The organism is Blautia luti, assembly GCF_033096465.1.
Taxonomy (GTDB): domain Bacteria; phylum Bacillota; class Clostridia; order Lachnospirales; family Lachnospiraceae; genus Blautia_A; species Blautia_A luti.
In genome coordinates this window covers 1,989,640-2,008,155 of record NZ_AP028156.1, presented here as the reverse complement: position 1 = coordinate 2,008,155, position 18,516 = coordinate 1,989,640, and the positions used below count along the sequence as shown (strand labels likewise).

General features: G+C 35.4%; 11 protein-coding genes and 1 pseudogene. All 12 read left to right on the top strand.

The genetic code is table 11. The features are described 5' to 3' along the window. Nucleotides 1–15: 15 nt before the first annotated feature. A pseudogene (locus tag R8695_RS09460) lies at nucleotides 16–1,587 on the top strand (LPD25 domain-containing protein); the annotation flags it as partial. A gap of 195 nt (nucleotides 1,588–1,782) precedes the next feature. Continuing rightward, nucleotides 1,783–1,908, top strand: a complete 126-nt coding sequence (locus R8695_RS09455) for a hypothetical protein (RefSeq protein WP_279238206.1) — start codon at nucleotides 1,783–1,785, stop codon at nucleotides 1,906–1,908. Nucleotides 1,909–1,932: 24 nt separating this feature from the next. Next, nucleotides 1,933–2,568 (top strand): hypothetical protein, encoded by a 636-nt coding sequence (locus tag R8695_RS09450; protein WP_154780307.1) that lies wholly within the window; start codon nucleotides 1,933–1,935, stop codon nucleotides 2,566–2,568. A 97-nt stretch (nucleotides 2,569–2,665) separates the two neighbouring features. Further along, entirely contained in the window at nucleotides 2,666–3,319 is a 654-nt protein-coding gene (locus R8695_RS09445) for a vWA domain-containing protein (RefSeq protein WP_154780308.1), read from the top strand. A gap of 48 nt (nucleotides 3,320–3,367) precedes the next feature. Then, nucleotides 3,368–4,189 (top strand): zinc ribbon domain-containing protein, encoded by an 822-nt coding sequence (locus tag R8695_RS09440; protein ID WP_154780309.1) that lies wholly within the window; start codon nucleotides 3,368–3,370, stop codon nucleotides 4,187–4,189. Nucleotides 4,190–4,388: 199 nt separating this feature from the next. After that, nucleotides 4,389–4,610 (top strand): helix-turn-helix domain-containing protein, encoded by a 222-nt coding sequence (locus R8695_RS09435; protein ID WP_154780310.1) that lies wholly within the window; start codon nucleotides 4,389–4,391, stop codon nucleotides 4,608–4,610. After that, entirely contained in the window at nucleotides 4,610–5,200 is a 591-nt protein-coding gene (locus R8695_RS09430) for a DUF1819 family protein (RefSeq protein WP_154780311.1), read from the top strand. Before R8695_RS09435 ends, R8695_RS09430 begins: the two co-directional genes overlap by 1 nt. A gap of 2 nt (nucleotides 5,201–5,202) precedes the next feature. Further along, nucleotides 5,203–5,790, top strand: coding sequence for a DUF1788 domain-containing protein (locus R8695_RS09425; protein ID WP_022427246.1), 588 nt, complete (start codon nucleotides 5,203–5,205; stop codon nucleotides 5,788–5,790). A gap of 17 nt (nucleotides 5,791–5,807) precedes the next feature. Next, nucleotides 5,808–9,413: a BREX system P-loop protein BrxC gene (gene brxC / locus R8695_RS09420; RefSeq protein WP_154780312.1), complete on the top strand. Its 3,606-nt coding sequence runs from the start codon at nucleotides 5,808–5,810 to the stop codon at nucleotides 9,411–9,413. A 25-nt stretch (nucleotides 9,414–9,438) separates the two neighbouring features. Continuing rightward, entirely contained in the window at nucleotides 9,439–13,092 is a 3,654-nt protein-coding gene (pglX, locus tag R8695_RS09415) for a BREX-1 system adenine-specific DNA-methyltransferase PglX (protein WP_154780313.1), read from the top strand. Between the two features lie 158 nt (nucleotides 13,093–13,250). After that, a complete protein-coding gene (locus tag R8695_RS09410) occupies nucleotides 13,251–15,779 on the top strand; it encodes a TOTE conflict system archaeo-eukaryotic primase domain-containing protein (RefSeq protein ID WP_154780314.1) in 2,529 nt (842 codons plus the stop codon). Continuing rightward, on the top strand, nucleotides 15,766–18,492 hold the full coding sequence (locus tag R8695_RS09405) for a hypothetical protein (protein WP_154780315.1): 2,727 nt from the start codon (nucleotides 15,766–15,768) through the stop codon (nucleotides 18,490–18,492). Before R8695_RS09410 ends, R8695_RS09405 begins: the two co-directional genes overlap by 14 nt. Nucleotides 18,493–18,516: the final 24 nt, after the last annotated feature.

The window sequence follows — 18,516 nt, the reverse complement described above, 5'->3', positions numbered from 1 at the left end:
TCCTGCTATAAAAATTTTTATTTAATGGATGGTGGAGTCTATGAGAATGATGAAATTTCTATTGAAGAAGCGGCAGAGGAACTTTTGGAAGACGAAGGATGGACTGGAGAACGCATCCGTGGGGATTATGATCAGTTGATGGAAAAGGTAGAAGAAATGGATGAGGTTGTAATGGCAGAGATTCAGAAAAGCCAGGGCGAATATAAGCCTTTGGCAAAGGTGGAGGAACTGAAAGAGGCGAATTATAACATGATTGATAACGTCCTCAACAATATGACACCAAAGAAAGAACCTTATCTGGAATATTTTGCCACAGAATGTGATGAGTTTCATAATATGGGAGCATATGAAAAAAGTACCGATGTTAATCAGATAGCTGCAGTCTATGAAAAATATAGGGAGAATCCAGAAGCAGCTTATCTCGGATGCTCAATGGGAATTATCTATCGTGATCCGGAAGACAGTTACTATGATGAAGCCGAATTTGCAATCGTAAAAGGAAATACTGCATTTGGAAATCTGATGGATGATGTTCGGTTTTATGGAGAACTTGCACTGGTACGAGAGGGGATTGAGAAAATTCATAAAGCATTGCAGGATTATAAGTATGTACCGATACGGGATGTTCGGGAAGCAATGTATCCAGAGAAGATGACCACAGAACAGCTGGCAGAGGCAATGGATGAGATTGCAGAAGCTTTTGATCCGTATGAGTATCGGGATAATGTGGAGATGGGAGAAAATACGGTACAGGAAGTAATGCTGGATTTACAAAGCGGTAATATTCATTACTATGTTTCTTACTTGAAGGATATTGTAGACAAAGAATGCGATCAGTCTGTTCGTGCAGGTGTATTGCTGGAAAGACTGAAAGCCTATGAACCGGAGCTTCTGAAAGATATGGAACCGATGGTGTATGTGAATTATTGTGAGAAAAGTGAGCTGGAGAATCCAAGATGTCAAAAGTTATCTGATCTGGATTCCAAAACAGTAGAACAGGACAAAGCCTGGTATGCTGATCGTAATCCAAACACCAACGAACCAAAAACGACAGCACAGATGTTTTTTACAGTATATTATGTTGAGAAAGGCGACAAGATGCTGCATCATTTTCAAGGTAAGATAGATATTGGTACCGGAAATGGCGGCATCATCAGTCAGTTAAAGATGCAGAATGAAATGAAGTTGACTGATGAAAGTTGGATCAGTTACCAGCAAGGAAAGGGCAATGAAGAGTATCAGAAGTATATGGAAGATCTGACGGATATGCAGAATCATGTGTTGCCGTATCTGCAGAGCTTTTGCAGTCTGGAAGAAAAAGGTGTGAAGGAGAGACGAGAACAGCAGGTAGCAGAGAAAAATGAGAGCCGAGAAGCTGTGCCGAGAGCTGGCATTGAAACAAATACAGCAGTTAAGGACGCAGGGAAAGCTGAAAGAAAGGCAGTAGCACAGAAAAAGGCAATGCCAGGAAAAGAGAAAAAACCGTCAATTCATGAACGATTGGAAATCAATAAGAGGATTATCCAGGAAAAACAGGGAAAAGATAAGCCAGAGAGAGGAGCTGATTTGGGTGTAAGGACAGTGTAGAATAAGCACAACGAGTCGGAGGTCACGGATGACAACGTGGCTTCCGGCTTTTTTGAGTATTGTCGGAAGAATTATAAATGGTATAATGTTTGTAAATGTGATATAAGAATGTCGCCTGTTATGCGACATCCAAATGAGAAAAGTGTGTTATTCTGAGATCAAACAAGAGGCTAATAGAGTCAGGAGGATGACATTATGAGTAAAAAAGGATATAGCAGACCAGGATTATTTGGCGGTTTGAACCATTATGATGACAAGGGGCATAAGCGGGGGCATAGCAATCCAGGATTTTTAGGTGGATTCAATCATTACGATGATTAAGAATTATAAAAGGCGGTACAGATTATGGCAGATCAGAAGCTGATTGATGAGGTAGGGAAATACATAGATAAGTATTATGAGCCGATAAAAGATGATATCAAAATGGATAAAGAAATGAAATCCATTTTTGATAAAATTACAAAATTTCGGAAAAAGAGAGCTGAAGAAAAGGCTTTGCAGGAAGAGCCGGTAAAAGAAAGCAGTTTGTCAGAAGATGCATTACCGGAAGAATTTGATGTTTCAACGATGCAGAAGACAAAAATACAAAAAGGTATGTCTTCTACGATGTCGGTAAACAGAAATATTGATAATTTGATGAATCAGTTGGAGGAAACATTTTCACAGAGATTACTCCGAATGATTGATGAGCGTGGTATGACTGATTCAGAAGCATATACAAAGGCATATGTGGATCGTCGTCATTTTTCAAAAATTCGGAAAGATGTCAATTATGTTCCAAATAAAAAAACGGTACTGGCTTTTACGATTGCTCTGGAATTATCCCTGGATGAAGCAAAGGATTTATTGGCAAGTGCCGGTTTCGCATTATCCAGAAGTTCAAAAACAGATATTATCGTGGCATATTTCTTGCAGAATAAGATTTATGATATGTTTGAAATCAATGATGTGCTGGATGCGTATGGACAACCAGTGTTTTAATAAAATATTTTGGTGCAATGTCACCTGACAGGCGACCAACCCAGTTGGTTCTGTAGATAAAATGTGATTAACAACAAATATTAGAGGAGGAAATCACATGAATACAGAATTAATTGAGTTGGTTTTTATTTTGGACAGAAGTGGATCAATGGGTGGCTTGGAAAGTGATACGATCGGTGGTTTTAATGGCATGATTGAAAAACAAAAGGCACAGGAAAAGAAAGTGAATGTGACTACTATTTTATTTGATGATGAAGTAGATATCATCCATGACAGATTTCCAGTGGAGATCATTGAACCACTTACGGAAAAAGAATATTTTGTGCGTGGCTGTACCGCTTTATTAGATGCAGTTGGAACAGCGATTGAAAAAATGGAAAATGTGCAGAAACATCTTCCGGAGGATCACAGGGCAGGAAAAATCATATTTGTTATTACTACAGATGGATTAGAAAATTCCAGTGAGCATTTTACACAGGAGCAGATTAGGCGAAAAATAGAAGCTAAGAAAGAGTGCGGATGGGAGTTCCTGTTCCTGGGGGCCAATATTGATGCGGGAAGAGAGGCTGAGAAGATAGGGATTGCCAGAAACAGATCTGTAACATATGAAAATGATTCCAAGGGTGTTGAATTAAACTTTAAAGCTGTAGGAAGAGCAATTTCTAAAGCAGTTGAAAGTGATGCAATGATGGATTTTATGGATGATCATTGGGCAGATGAGATTCAGGCATACAAAGAAGGGAAAAATTAATAGAAATGGAATTGAAAATAAAAAATTTGGAGGAAAAAGATTATAGCTATGACAACATGCCCGAACTGCGGCGAGCAAATATCGGATAAGGCGAAGAAATGTGTGCATTGTGGAACAGTGTTGGTTCCAGAAGAAAAGAAGTGCTGTCCAGACTGCGGAGCAGAACTGGAAGAAGGAATGGATACATGTCCGAAATGTGGTTGCCCGATAGAAAACATTATTGAGACAGAAAAAACTCCACAACAGGTAGAAGTAACCGGTGTGAAGATAACAAAAAAATCAAAGAAAATAATTGTGATTGCAACGATAGCAGTTATTGTTGCAGCAATTATCACAGCTATTGGAGTACAGACACATAAGAAGAATGTTGCAGCAAAGGCAGCGGCAGAGGCACAGAAACAGAGCGAGGAATATGGAACAAATCTGAACATGGCAGCATATTCTATGCTTTCTGGCGCCAGTGATGCGGAAACCTGCGGCAATCTGATTAAACAGGTTTGGTACAATGCAATTTATGAGAAAAGTGACAGCAAAACAGATAAATACACAAAACCAAAGGGATACTATGTGTCTGATTTTAATGATGCCTTACAAAATCTGTTCTCTGACAGCAGTTTTAGCAGTCAGATAGCAGATATCAATGACAACAAAGATACCGTCAATTCCTTGATGAAGAAATTAAAGAATCCACCAGAAGAATATAAGGACGTTTATGAATCGCTTTCAAAACTGTATGATGCGTATATATCATTGACAAATCTTGCAACAGATCCAACAGGAAGCCTGCAGACCTATTCTCAGAATTTTAATGATGCAGATAACGAGACACTGAATTGTTACAATGCTCTGAAAATATATTTGGAAGAATAGAAGAAAAGGTCATGCGACTCCCTTAGATTTTTCAAATGAATCATTCGCAAAGTCGAAGTTCCCATTTGCACTTATCATTGAAGAAAAACATACAGTATGGTACAATAATATGGATTGAAAGTGTAAGACCGAAAATGAAAAAATATACTTTCAAAATACAGGAAAACCATAAGTTGTGTATAACGAAGAGGGAATACATATGGCAGTATCATACAATGGATTATGGAAGTTATTGATTGATAAAAAAATGAAGAAAGTGGATATGATGAACCAGGTGGGAATCAGCAGCAGCACCGTGGCAAAAATGACCAATGACGAGCTGGTTTCCATGAAGGTTCTGGAAAAGATCTGCGAGAAGTTAGATTGTGATTTCGGAGATATTGTCCATTATGAAAAAGAGACGAAGGATGGTGGACAGTAATGGAATACAGTGCAGGACTTACATCAAAATTATTTTGGTTGCAAGAGTCCAGAAAAACAGCAGCTTATATTCTGGAAGGACTTAGCAAGGCAGACATCCGCAAGATTGCCTGGGAGGAAAATATCTATCAGGTGAAAGCAGAATATCGTGCCTATGAGGTGCTGAATGGAACATACCGAAGAGTATCTGCCTTACCGGAAGCAGTATTACAGGTGTTTATCACATGTGATGTAGAAACCGCAAAGATTTTGAATCTGATTACAATTCTGATGGACAGCAGATTATTTTTTGAGTTTTTACATGAAGTCTATGACGAGAAGATTCGATTAGGTGAAAAGGAGATCACAGACCGGGATCTGAATGTCTTTTTTGCAGATAAGGCAATGCAGAGTGATGTGGTTGCTGGCTGGACGGATACTGCAGTACGGAAGTTAAAACAGTGCTTTACCAGAATGATGTTTGAGGCAGGATTACTGGAAAGCAGTGCAAAACCAAGAACAATCAAGCCAATTCATATTGATTACCGGACAGAAGAATTACTGACTGCAAATGGGCTTGGCGAATACTTGAAAGCAGTGAAGGGAGTCTAAGGATGGCAAGATTAAGTTTGGAAGAAAGACTGAACCGGATTGAGGATAAGATTTCTGAAAAGTCTTTCCGTGAAAATAAAGGACTAGGAAATGAAGTCGGATATTATGTGTTTGATTACGATCCGAGAGCAGAGCTGGAAGTACGCAATCATATCGCATACTTAAAAGACAGAATCAATAATGGCAATAAAGATTTTAAAATCATAGAATTTGACCTGTTTCACACGATGATTCAGGTATTGGAGGAAGAAGGATATCTGGAAGCCTTCTTTGATCTGGAAAAAGACAATGGCTTTTTTGATATGGCAGACAGTCTGGTAGAGACATTAGGACTGGATGAAACGAACGAACTGAACCTGATTATCTCTAAGATTCTACAGGAAGATTTGACAGACAGCGTAATCTTTTTGACAGGAGTAGGTAAATGCCATCCAATCATTGCGAGCCATAATATTTTGAACAATTTACATCAGGTACTGGACAGTGTGCCGGTTGTGATGTTTTATCCTGGAGAATACAGCGGACAGGATCTGAAATTATTTGGAACGATGGATTCCAGAAATTATTACCGGGCATTCCGGCTTGTGTAAAACAAAGGAGAAGAAAAATGCAGATTAAAGAGATGTTTGAGAAACAGATTGACCGTGATATTAAGGGCGTAATCAAAGTAGGTCAGTCTGATGAAGAAAACGTATATCAGGAATTGGACGAATATGTAGTAACAAAAGAACTGTTAAAACATTTCCGTGATTTTTTCGATAACTATGAAAAGGGGATCAATAACAATACGGACAAAATGGGTGTCTGGATCTCCGGTTTCTTTGGAAGTGGTAAATCTCACTTCTTAAAGATTCTTTCTTATCTGTTAAAAAACAGTGTGGTAGAAGGAAAGAGAGCTATCGAGTACTTTACAGACGGAAAGAAAATCGATGATCCGATGCTGATTGCCAAGATGACCAATTCCGGAACCATTTCTTCTGATGTTATGCTCTTTAATATTGATTCCAAAGGATCTGCAAAGGTTGGCTCAGGGAAAGAAGCTATCGTGGAAGTTTTCATGAAGGTATTTAATGAAATGCAGGGATACTGCGGATCTATTCCATATCTTGCAGAATTTGAACGCCAGCTGGATAACGAAGGCAGATTTGAAGAGTTCAAGGAGAAATTTGAAGAGATTGCAGGGGCACCTTGGGAGAAAAAGAGACAGGCTTTTGCAGTTATTCAGGATAAAATCGTAAAAACAATCGTGGATATGGATTTCATGAGTGAGGAGGCTGCCCGCAACTGGTGTAAGAATGCAAAGGGAAGCTATGACCTCAGTATTGAGAAGTTTGTATCTCTGGTCAAAGAGTACTGTGAGAAAAAAGGACCGAACCATCACGTTATTTTTCTTGTAGATGAGATCGGACAGTACATTGCTGACGACACTCAGTTAATGTTGAACTTACAGACCATCGTAGAAGATCTGGGAACTGCCTGCAGAGGAAAAGCATGGGTCATCGTTACCAGCCAGGAAGATATTGATTCTATCACAAAGACAAAAGGAAATGACTTCTCAAAGATTCAGGGACGTTTTGATACCAGATTATCCCTGTCTGCATCCAACGTGGATGAAGTTATACGGAAACGTATCCTGGAGAAAAATGAGATTGCAGAATCTGCATTGAAGCTGTTATATGAGCAGAAAGAATCCATTATCAAGAATCTGATCACATTTACAGCAGATACAGCAGATAAAAAATTATATACAGATAAAACAGATTTTGCAGACTGTTATCCGTTTATTCCATATCAGTTCAACTTGCTTGGACAGGTACTGACGGCAGTGCGTACCCATGGAGCCAGTGGAAAGCATTTATCTGACCAGTCCCGTTCTATGTTAGCACTGTTCCAGGAGTCTGCAATCAGGTTAAAAGACAGCCAGGAAGGTGTACTGGTACCGTTTAGCTATTTCTATGATCCACTGCATAAATTTATTGATCATCAGCATAGTCAGGTTATTACCGATGCAGAAGACAATAGCAGACTGGACGAGTTCGATGTAGAATTGCTGAAAGTGCTGTTTATGATTAAATACGTCAAAGAAATCAAAGCAAACGTAGATAACCTTACTACGCTGATGATCTCTAATATTGACGATGACCGTATTGAAATCCGTGGGAAGATAGAAGAATCCTTAAAGAAACTGATCCGAGAGACACTGGTACAGAAAAATGGAGAAATCTATATCTTCCTGACCAATGAAGAACAGGAAATCAATAATGCCATCAATAACGAATCCGTAGAAATGGGTGAGATTATTGGAGAAGCATCTACCGTAATCTTCGAGGAAATCTTTACAGATAAGAAATATCGTTACAGTAGCCGGTATTTATTCCCATTCAACCAGAAGGTAGATGATCGTTATTTCAAGGGAAATCAGTCCAATGATATCGGAGTATCCATCATCACACCATATGGGGAAGATTATCCGGATTCTGCTCTGCGTATGCTTTCTGCACAGGAACATAGTGTGATTGTAAAATTACCGAACGATAGTACCTTCCTGGATGAGATTACTGACTCCATTAAAATTTATAAGTTCCTGAATAAAAATGCTTCTGGTGCAAGAGGAAGCTTTGACAGCATCCGTCGTGCAAAAGAAGATGAACGTATTGAAAAGAAAGACCGTATCCGCATCTTTATTGAGGATGCATTGAAACATGCAGATATCTATGTGAACGGAGATAAAGCAAATATCTCAGCCAAAGAACCGGCAAGTCGTATCAACGAAGCACTTGGCAAGTTAGTAGCCATGCAGTATAACAAGCTGACCTATATGGAAACAGCTCCGGAGCTTTCTGATATCGCTGCAGTATTCAATGGCAACGATGGACAGCTTTCTTTCCTTGGAACCAGTGATACTACACCGAATAAATTAGCACTGGAAGAAGTGATTCAGGTCATCGGTCTTAACAATGCAAGACATATGAAGACTTCTCTGAAATCTCTGCAGGATAAATTCGGGGCAGCTCCGTATGGTTTTGATCCGAAAGATGTACAGTGGCTGGTTGCTATGCTCTTTAAGATGGGAAGAGTATCCCTTACCTATAACAGCCAAAGTTTATCCATGTGGTCCAATACGAAAGAGGAACTGGTACGTTACCTGACAAAACGTGAATTTGTCGAGAAACTGCTGATTGATATCAGAGAACGGGCGACAGACGGACAGATCCGTTCCGTAAAAGAAGTGTTGAAAGATTATTTTGGTTTCTCCGTATCCAGCGATGATGACGATACTATTATGAGAAACTTTAAGAATAAAGCACAGGATAAGCTGGATACTTTCGGTGAAATCATGATTGAATACCGTGTAAATCCGAAGCTGCCTTGTAAATCCCTGATGGAACAGGCGAAGAAAAATCTGGAAGAACTTTTGGCTATCAAAGAGCCGGTAGAGTTCTTTAAAACAGTAGATAAAAAGCGAGATGATCTGTTAGACGATGCAGATGATACTGCACCGGTATTTGACTTCTTTAAAGGCGGTCAGAAAAAGATCTTCGAAAAAGCACTGGAACAGATTCAAATGTTTGAAAACAGTAAAACCTATATCCGTGAACAGGAAATCATGGATAATGTTGCCCAGATGGAAGCTATTGTGACAGCGAAAAATCCATTTAGCCAGATTCAGAAACTGCCGGATATGTCTATAAAGTTTGTACAGCAGTATGGTGCTTTGCTTGAAAAAGAAGCAGAAGAGATGCGTCCGATTGTGGATGATGATCTGGAAAAAGTATTACATACGTTGGATGAAAAAGAATTTGCATCTGTATTCAGGGACAAGTTTGTAAATGCCTTTGCAGAATTAAAACAGAAACTGGATACATCCCATGAGATTGCGGCAGTTAAAAATATCAGACTGGAAAGTGACACATTGAAGCTTCGTTGCATGGATGAGATTACAGAATACGAAGAAACACATCGTCCGCCAGTAGTTCCAAAACCACCAATTGATCCGGTAACACCACCAACAGGTGGCGGTCATACAGAGCCACCGAAACCAGTAAATCCGCCAGTTCAGCAAAAGAAACGTAAGAATGTATCTCTTAGCAGTGTGGCAGGTGCGAGAACCTATTCGATTGAGAATGAACAGGATATTGATAAGTTCCTGGCAGAAATGAAGAAAAAATTATTAAACGAGCTGGATGAAAATACGATTATTACATTAAGCTAATCATTCCAGTGGGAGGAAACAGTACATGAACAAGAATGCGATAAAGAAATTTGCCATAGAAGCAAGAAAAAAACTGATTGATTCTGTTACAGATAAAGCCGGTATGCTTGGAATTACAGAAAAATCATGCAGTGAACCAATCACAAAAGGATCAGACTTTGAAGTATACCAGACCGTTGCAGGAACAGAAGTAACATTGAATAAAAGACAATGTGAACAGAGAAGACGACTGGTATCCCAGATTGAATCCCGTGGATTTGAGGCAGTTGTAGAAGAAGTAGCTTATACCTGGTTCAACAGAATCTGTGCGATCCGTTTTATGGAAGTGAACGACTATCTTCCAACCAGAGTTCGTGTACTTTCTTCCGAAAAAGAAGGGAAGATGGAGCCGGATCTTGTGACACAGGCACCGGATGTAGATTTAGACCTGACTGCACAGGAAAAAGAAGAAATTATCAACTGGAAAATGAGTGGTACATCTGAAGATACGGATAAATTGTATTGCAAATTATTCCTAAAACAGTGTCATCAGTTGCATGATATTCTGCCGGGACTCTTTGAGGCAGATTCTGATTATATGGAATTGCTGTTTGGTATTTCTTATACGAATAAAGATGATGTTATCTATATGCTGGTGAATCCAGAAACAGGTATTCCGGAAGCTGACTTTGATGTGTCAACATTGGATGCAGAAGGAAATCCAACCGGACAGGTTGAGATCATTGGATGGCTGTATCAGTATTACAACACAGAATTAAAAGATGATACCTTTGCAAAACTGAAAAAGAACGTAAAAATCACAAAAGAAAGAATTCCAGCGGCAACTCAGCTTTTCACACCAGACTGGATTGTTCGCTATATGGTAGAAAACTCTGTGGGAAGAATCTGGATTGAACATTTAAGGGCGGTTGATTCAGGTACAGATGAAAAAGCAACTGCAGAAAGATTTGGATGGAAATACTATCTTCCGGAGGCAGAGCAGGAAGATTCTGTTAATGTAAAACTGGCAGAAATCCGTACTTCATACAAAGAACTGAAGCCTACAGATATTACCTGTATTGATCCATGTATGGGAAGCGGTCATATCCTGATTGCAATGTTTGATGTACTGATGGATATCTATGAAAGTGCCGGATATGACAAGAGAGAAGCAGCATTTGAGATTGTAGAATACAATATTCACGGACTGGATATTGACCAGAGAGCATATCAGCTTGCATATTTTGCAGTTATGATGAAGGGGCGTGGATATAACCGACGATTTCTGCGCGGAAGAGATGGAAAGCCAGAGCCGAAAGTCTATGCGATTGTAGAGAGCAATGAAATTAATCGGAATCATCTGCAGTTCTTTGGAACACATTTGAGTGAAATGGAACGAAATCTGGCTACGATGCAGATTGAAGGATTACTGCATACATTTAAAAATGCCAGAGAGTATGGATCTATCTTGAATATAGATGCTTGTGATTGGAATGTGCTGGAAAAATTTGTAGATGATTTAGGCACAACAGGACAGATTTCATTTGAGAGTGTCGGAAGTGAAGAAACACAGGTGCTGTTAAGAAAATTGATAAGAATAGCTCGAAACCTTGAACAGAAATATGATGTAGTTGTGACAAATCCACCATATATGAGAAATCGGGGAATGAATTCTTCACTGCTAAAAATAGTAAAGAAAGAATATGAAGCTTATAAAGCAGACATGTATGCTGTTTTTATAAAAAAAGTAACGACAATGTTAAAGTATAATGGAGTTATGAGTATGATTACTCAACATTCTTTTATGTTTTTGTCCAGCTTTTTGACTCTACGAGAAGATTTGTACAAGATGTTGTTTGAGAATTTAGTTCACTTAGGAACAAAAGCATTTGAAGAAATAGGTGGAGAAGTTGTTCAAACAGCAACTTTTACAGTTCGTAATGTATATTGCAACGATTTTATTAGCCGATATAAAAGACTAGTTCAGATGGATAATGCCGTTGAAAAAGAAAACGCATTTCATAGTGAAGAAAATGATTATTCAGCAAAGCAAGACTCATATAAGGTTATACCAGGAATGCCTATAGCGTATTGGGCATCGAAGGCTGTAATAGATGTTTTTAATAAATCTAAAAAATTAGGTGACGTATCTGAACCTCGTAAAGGTAATTCAACATCAAACAATGATAGGTTTTTAAGATTTTGGCATGAGGTATCCGAAGATAAATTGAATTTAGGGGCAAAGAAAATTGATAAAAATGAATCACACTATAAACGCTGGTATCCTTATAATAAAGGTGGAAGTTACCGTAAGTGGTATGGTAATAATGAATATGTAGTTGACTGGAAAGATGATGCGGCAGAAATGAGAGCAATTCCTAGTGCAGTAATTGCAAACTATCAGCATTTTATGGAACCTGGAATTACTTGGTCTACAATTTCGGGAGGACAAATTGGTGTTAGAAGATTTGGACATGGATTTATTTTTGATAATAAGGGTGAAAGTTTATTTGCGGATAGCGAAGATAATTTAAATTATTATGCAGGTTTTTTAAACAGTAATGTGGCAATGAAATATTTGGAATTTTTATCACCTACCTTAGATTTCAATTGCGGTTATATTGCTCGATTACCTATTTTGCAAATGCCACAGAATGATAAAGAAAATGTAATCGAGATGGTAAAAGAAAATGTGCAAATTATGAAGGATGATTGGGATTCATATGAGCAATCATGGGATTTTGTACGATCACCACTAATTGATCAATATGATACATTAAAAGAATCTTATCAAGCATGGGTAAAAAAAAGTAAACAGAAAAGAAAAATACTAAAAAGAAATGAAGAACGAATTAATTTTAAATTTATAGAATTATACCAGCTACAGGAAGAAATGTCAGCGGAAGTAAAAGAAGAAAGTATATCTCTTAAAATCTGTACTTTGACTGAGGCATGTAAAGCATTTGTATCATATTTTGTAGGATGTATGTTTGGGCGATATAGTATCGATTATCCTGGTTTAATATGTTCTGGAGATATATTAGATACACGGATGTATGAAGAGTATTTGCCAGATGAAGATAATTGTATACCAATAACAGATGAAGAATTTTTCACAGATGATATTGTTGCACGTTTTGTAGAATTTGTAAAAACGGTTTACAGTGCAGATACCTTAGAAGAAAACCTGGATTTCATTGCAAACGCATTAGGCAACAAAGGTGATACTTCCAGAGAAGTTATCCGTAATTATTTCCTAAAAGATTTTTATGCAGATCATCTGAAAGTATATCAGAAGAGACCAATTTACTGGTTGTTTGATAGCGGAAAACAAAATGGATTTAAAGCATTGATTTACATGCACCGTTACGATGCTGATACCGTGGGATGTGTAAGAACAGATTATTTACACCGGGCACAGAAATATGTAGAGACAGCTATGCAGAGTGCTCAGTATACTATTGACAATGCATCATCAGCATCGGAGAAATCAAAGGCAACAAAAGCAGTGACCAAATATACAAAGCAGCTTGCTGAAATGAAGATTTATGATGAAGCCATTGCTCATATTGCCAATAAGAGAATTGAGATTGACCTGGATGATGGTGTGAAAGTGAATTATGAGAAATTCCAGGGAGTGGAAGTTGCTCAGGAAGGAAAGAAAGCATTAAAAGTGGATCTTTTGGCAAAAATAAAATAGTATAATGACAGGTAGTATATAGATATGGAATATATATTGAAAGCATAAAGCGAAAAAATTTTGAGATGATTGAAATTTTTAATGTATTGTCTGTTGATGATATTTTCTGATAGACATTAAGATGAACATAGACGGAATAAAGGAGATGAGAAAGCATTATGGTAATTAATCAGATTATTAAGGATATTGCAAACATTGAATATTCGTTGTGGGTGGTAAATACTTATGCAGCAGGTATACAGCAACCGAATGGTCGTTATATTACAAAATATTTTCCAATGTCTCCATTTGTGATTGAAAATATGCTTTTAAGACATGGATCTATGGGGTGCTATCAACAGGGATACAAAACCAATCGGATAAAATGGATTTGTTTTGATTTTGATTGTAAAGATAAAAAAAATCCAAATGTCTATGGGTTATATAAAAACTGTATTCTCCCATTTACAAATATGTTGGATGAATTAGAAATTAAATATTTAACAGAATTTTCAGGACGAAGAGGAATTCATGTATGGATAATATTTAAAACGGTTTTTGAAAAAAAATTAGGATATCGTATTGTATGTGAATTAGAAAAAAAATGTCAGATTTTATCAGAAATAAAAGATAATGAGGAGTGGGAGCTGGATAGATTTCCGGCTACAGATACTAGCCGGGGTAATATAGTAGGAAAACAGGTGAAATTTCCATTATCATGTCATGTAGCAGGTGAAAGGTCTTATATTTTCCAGGGCGAATTTCAAAAAAAAGAAGATACAGAATCGGAAGTATTCTTGAATGCACAATTAGGCATAATGAAAGCATATATGCCTAATGAGATAACGGAAGTTGTTAGAAAACTTAATATTGATACAACATACGCTGAAACAACAAAGTTAAAATATAGAAAATATTGGTTGCAAGGAAATATAGATGTGACATCTGATCAAGTTATTAACATTTTATCGGAAACCAAAGTTTTTAGAGAAATTTTTCAAAGAATGCAACAGGGAAATTCATTGCATCAAGATTGGCTGGTTATTTTGGGAACATTATATTTATGTGATGCAGATGCAGTACTTGTAACGGACGTGTTTAGAAGATTTCCCAATTATGATGAGAGAAAAACATTCAGTAATATCGAAAAATTAGGAAAGTCATATTTCCCAGCAACATTTGGGTATCTTTACCGCATTTATGGGATTACATTGGAAGAAAATATCGATCCAGAAGAGACGGGATTGCATTATTTATTACGGAGATGTGGAGTTGAACCGAATATATTACAACAAATTGAAAATACAAATGAGAAAAAAACGATTTATGACATTAGTATTACTGCAAAAAAAGAGAAGAATTATTTAAAAGAAAATGATGAAGTCGCAGATGTTTATATATGGAATCAACTCTGTAACTTAAAAAATTATGATTTTCGTTTTTATGAAGATTTAATTAAAGATATAGAAGAAGGGAAAAGAATACAGTTTACACCGAAAAATTTTAAAATTTTTAGCCGAATTGAAAGTGAGGAAAAAACAAGAAAATTAGTTGCATTGTCGGCAAAAGAGCGTATCATTACAACTAATTTAGCCCTTCGATTATGTGACTTGATAAATGAAAGCTGGAAATCATTTAGTTATCATATATCATATACATCGAATAAATATATTTTCTATCATTGGTATTCCTCCTGGAGAAGATATTTAGACTATATACATGTATTTATGGATGTACCATTTATGGATAATTATGAGGTATTTTATATAGATTTAAAAGGTTTTTATGATCATATAGATTTTTTGGCGGTATTAAGAAGTTTTGAAGATGTTTTGGACAAAAAGGCAAGAAATATTTTTGTTTTTTTAACCGAATATAATGATAAATTAATGAAAAAAATTCAAAATGGTGATCGTATTGGAGTACCTCAAGGACCAGCTTATGCAAGGATAATAGCGGAAATGTTTTTGGACAAATTATTAAATTCCGTGTTAAAGAAGTTTGATCAGGAAAAAATTTATGTGTATCGTTATGTGGATGATATGGTATTTTTTTGCCGTCCAGATTTTGATAGTAGAATGCTGTTCGATGAATTAATGAGTTTTTTTCCTTTAGTTGGTCTACCAGTTAATTTAAATAAAAGTAAATATTATGGAAAAATATGTGATTTATCTGGTAATGAAAAGGTTCAAATTTTGCATACAGATAGTTTTAATTATGATTTAATCGAAAATGATTATACCGGATATTTGCTAGAAGAAGAAAAGAAAAGTAAATTAAAAGAATATTTGACAGAAAACCCATTTAATGTAGGTTCATTGGGCTACATTTTTGGTAAGTATACAATTTCAGAAGCACAAATATGGTGTTTGCAAAATTGCCGTACAGAAATTTTGAGTGCATGTGAAGGCAGAGGTAGTAATTACAGAAAATTTTATGAATTTTTATTTCAAAATGAAAAATATATAAAAATAATTTTGGATAATCATGAACTGAAGCTGATACCTCTTAAATCATTGAATTTTAGCAATTTCATTCATACATTGTATTATGCAGTACAGGATAGGACAATTTCACCCCCAATATTTGAACGAATAAAGGAAGAATATCTAAAAAAAATTTTAGATATTGAATTAAAGAAAAATGATTGCATTATTGTAAAAGCTCTTCTTTTGGTTGATGCGGAGGTAGCAAATGAAAAATCTTGAAATTTGTCTGCAAGCGTTGCAGGTAGGAAAATACGAAAAAGAAATTGTATTAAGAACTGTTGCAGAAATAGAAAATTGTAGTCTGCAAGATTTATCAGCAAATAGAAAATTAGTAGCGGATGTTTTTTTTCAGTTGTTACAATATTGCCAAAAGTTGTATGACACAACAAATACAGTAGAAGAGTTGAAAGAACCTATACTAAATACATTAAAAAATATTGAGCAAATTAGTACAGAAGCTACAGAAGAGGAAAAAAGTTGTAGTAGCATAACTATTTTATGGTTTCTTCATGAATTAAAAACACATGGTGCATTGGGAACATTACAACATATAGATGATACATATTTGCAAGATAAGATATACGTACTTTTAGAAGAACTGGAAAAAATCTATTTTATTTTTGAAATCCAAGAAGATGGGAAATATGTGTTTCCAATACACGATATGTTACAAAAAGTTATTACGAATCCGGAATTTGTCGATGTGAATAATCCATTAGGAGAGTATCAGATTCATATTTTGCAGCTTGCTGTGCGATTATTTAAAACAATTTCTGATAAGCCGGAAATCTTTAGAACACTAACTGAAGAGTGTAATTTGAAGTTTATAAATTACCTTCAATCAACAGGAGATATAATTGACACACAAGATCTACTAAATCATCAGAAAAATGGTGTTATGATATTTTATGATAGGGGGAAAAATAGTGTTCTCATAAGAAATAAAAATAGTAACTATTTTACATCATCAATATTATTCAAAAAAGAAGATTTAAAAATTGAAATAGAAAAAGATTATCATGAAAATCTTATGGGATATTTTATTGAATATAAATTAGATGAGGGAGATACCTTAGTTGATTATTCAGATATATTAAAAGATGAACAAGGGCGGCAAGAATTCTTAAAATTGGTTTATGATAAAGGAATATATAATATTTTATTAGAAAATTCGCTTATAAAAAAAGTAAATGGTGATATCTGTCCAATTAATCCGTTTTGTTATAAAGATAAGGTATTTGTAAAAGGAAAACTTAATTCGATTCATGGGAAAGCATATATTAAAGAGGAATTTATTGATGCATTATCATCTTATAGGAATTCTTCGTTGAAAAAGAGTCGAAATAATGTTTTGAATAGAGTTTCTTTTGGTCTAGCATTACTGCTTTTAGAAAGAGAAAATATTGGAGTAGATAATTTAAAGTTGAATTCATTTGGAGAAGATGAATGGTACCAAGAGCAACTTTTGAAAAACTGGGTTAAGAGTTGTAGAAGTCAAATAGATGCGGTGATGTTTATTGTAGAAGAATGGTATAAACAAAATGCATATTGTATTCGTAGAACCAATACTTCAAAACGCTCATCAGATAAAAGCATTGAAAATCATGATATAGAGGCTTTGGACTTTTACCCTTTGAGAGACAAATGTAATTGGATATATAAGATATTAGGGGTTGAAAACACAGAAAATGCGTATGTTTTGATTGGAAGAGTTCAAGAAGACGAAGAAGAAACTATCTTAGTTGGGGATGTAGTATTTGATTATTGGGGGAAAATTTTACAAAAGGAAACAGGAATACGTCAATTAATTATAACTAAGGAAAACATCAAAGATCCTGATAATATTTTTCTAGAAGGGTTAGAAGTTGGAGAATTGGAATACTATTTTTTGTATGATGCTAAAAAGCAAAAAGCTGTAATTTACGAAAATAAGTTTTTGAAAAATTTTTCAAAGTTAGTAGAAATTTTAGAAAAAAATGGACTAGACTGGGAAATTACTTCTAAAGTAACTTTGATACGATATAAAGAGATTTATAATAAAATGAAATTGCAGCAAGAGGCTTTAGATGAAGTTGGGAAGAAGTTTTTCTCAGATTTTGATTCTCAAGTATACTATCGGTTGATACATAATATGATATGGTCAAATGTAAATGAAAATACAGTAGAGAGTTATCTTAAAATTTTTGAACATCATCAACAATTGGAATTTAGTGAAATAAGTAAAGATGAAAAATTTATGAGAAAAGATGAAAATACATTATACGTGCCAAAAGATGGAAGACGTAGCGATAGTGTACTTAGCAGTATGTATGAAAAGTATTTGAAATCTAAAAGTATTCGTGAAAAAAATGATTTGTTTGATGATTCGATAGAATTAAAAAATGATAAATATTACCATAATGGTAAATGTATAAAAAAAATTGTGTTTCTTTCGGATAATTTTGAAAAAGGAGGTTCCACCAAAAGAATGATTAAAGCATATTTGAATATGGATATATCTCATGATTCTGAAAACGAACAACAATATGTTAGGAATGCAAAGGAAAGAAGTCAAAAATATTATATGACGGATAAAACTGGTAATAAAATATTAGTAGACATTGACGATATTGTTGAGAAGAATAGTTGTTCATTGGAAATACATGCTTATTATGGAACAAAAGAAGGTTTGGAAGAAATAAAACAGTTTTTAGTTGAGAAGGATATAAAAAATTTAACCGTATCTTATGGAAGAGAAATTATAAAGAAGGAATCACAGATTAATGATGAACTACAAAGGCTTGGCGAGAAGTGGAAAAGAGCGAATAGTGATGTTTATACGGTAATCCGTGAATTCAATATGACGAAAGGAAATGTTTTTCCAGAGGAGATGCTGATAAATCCCAAAAAATCGATATGCATGTTTGTTAAAAAGAAAGAAGTATATAGTTAAAAAGTAGATGACAAATATAAATTA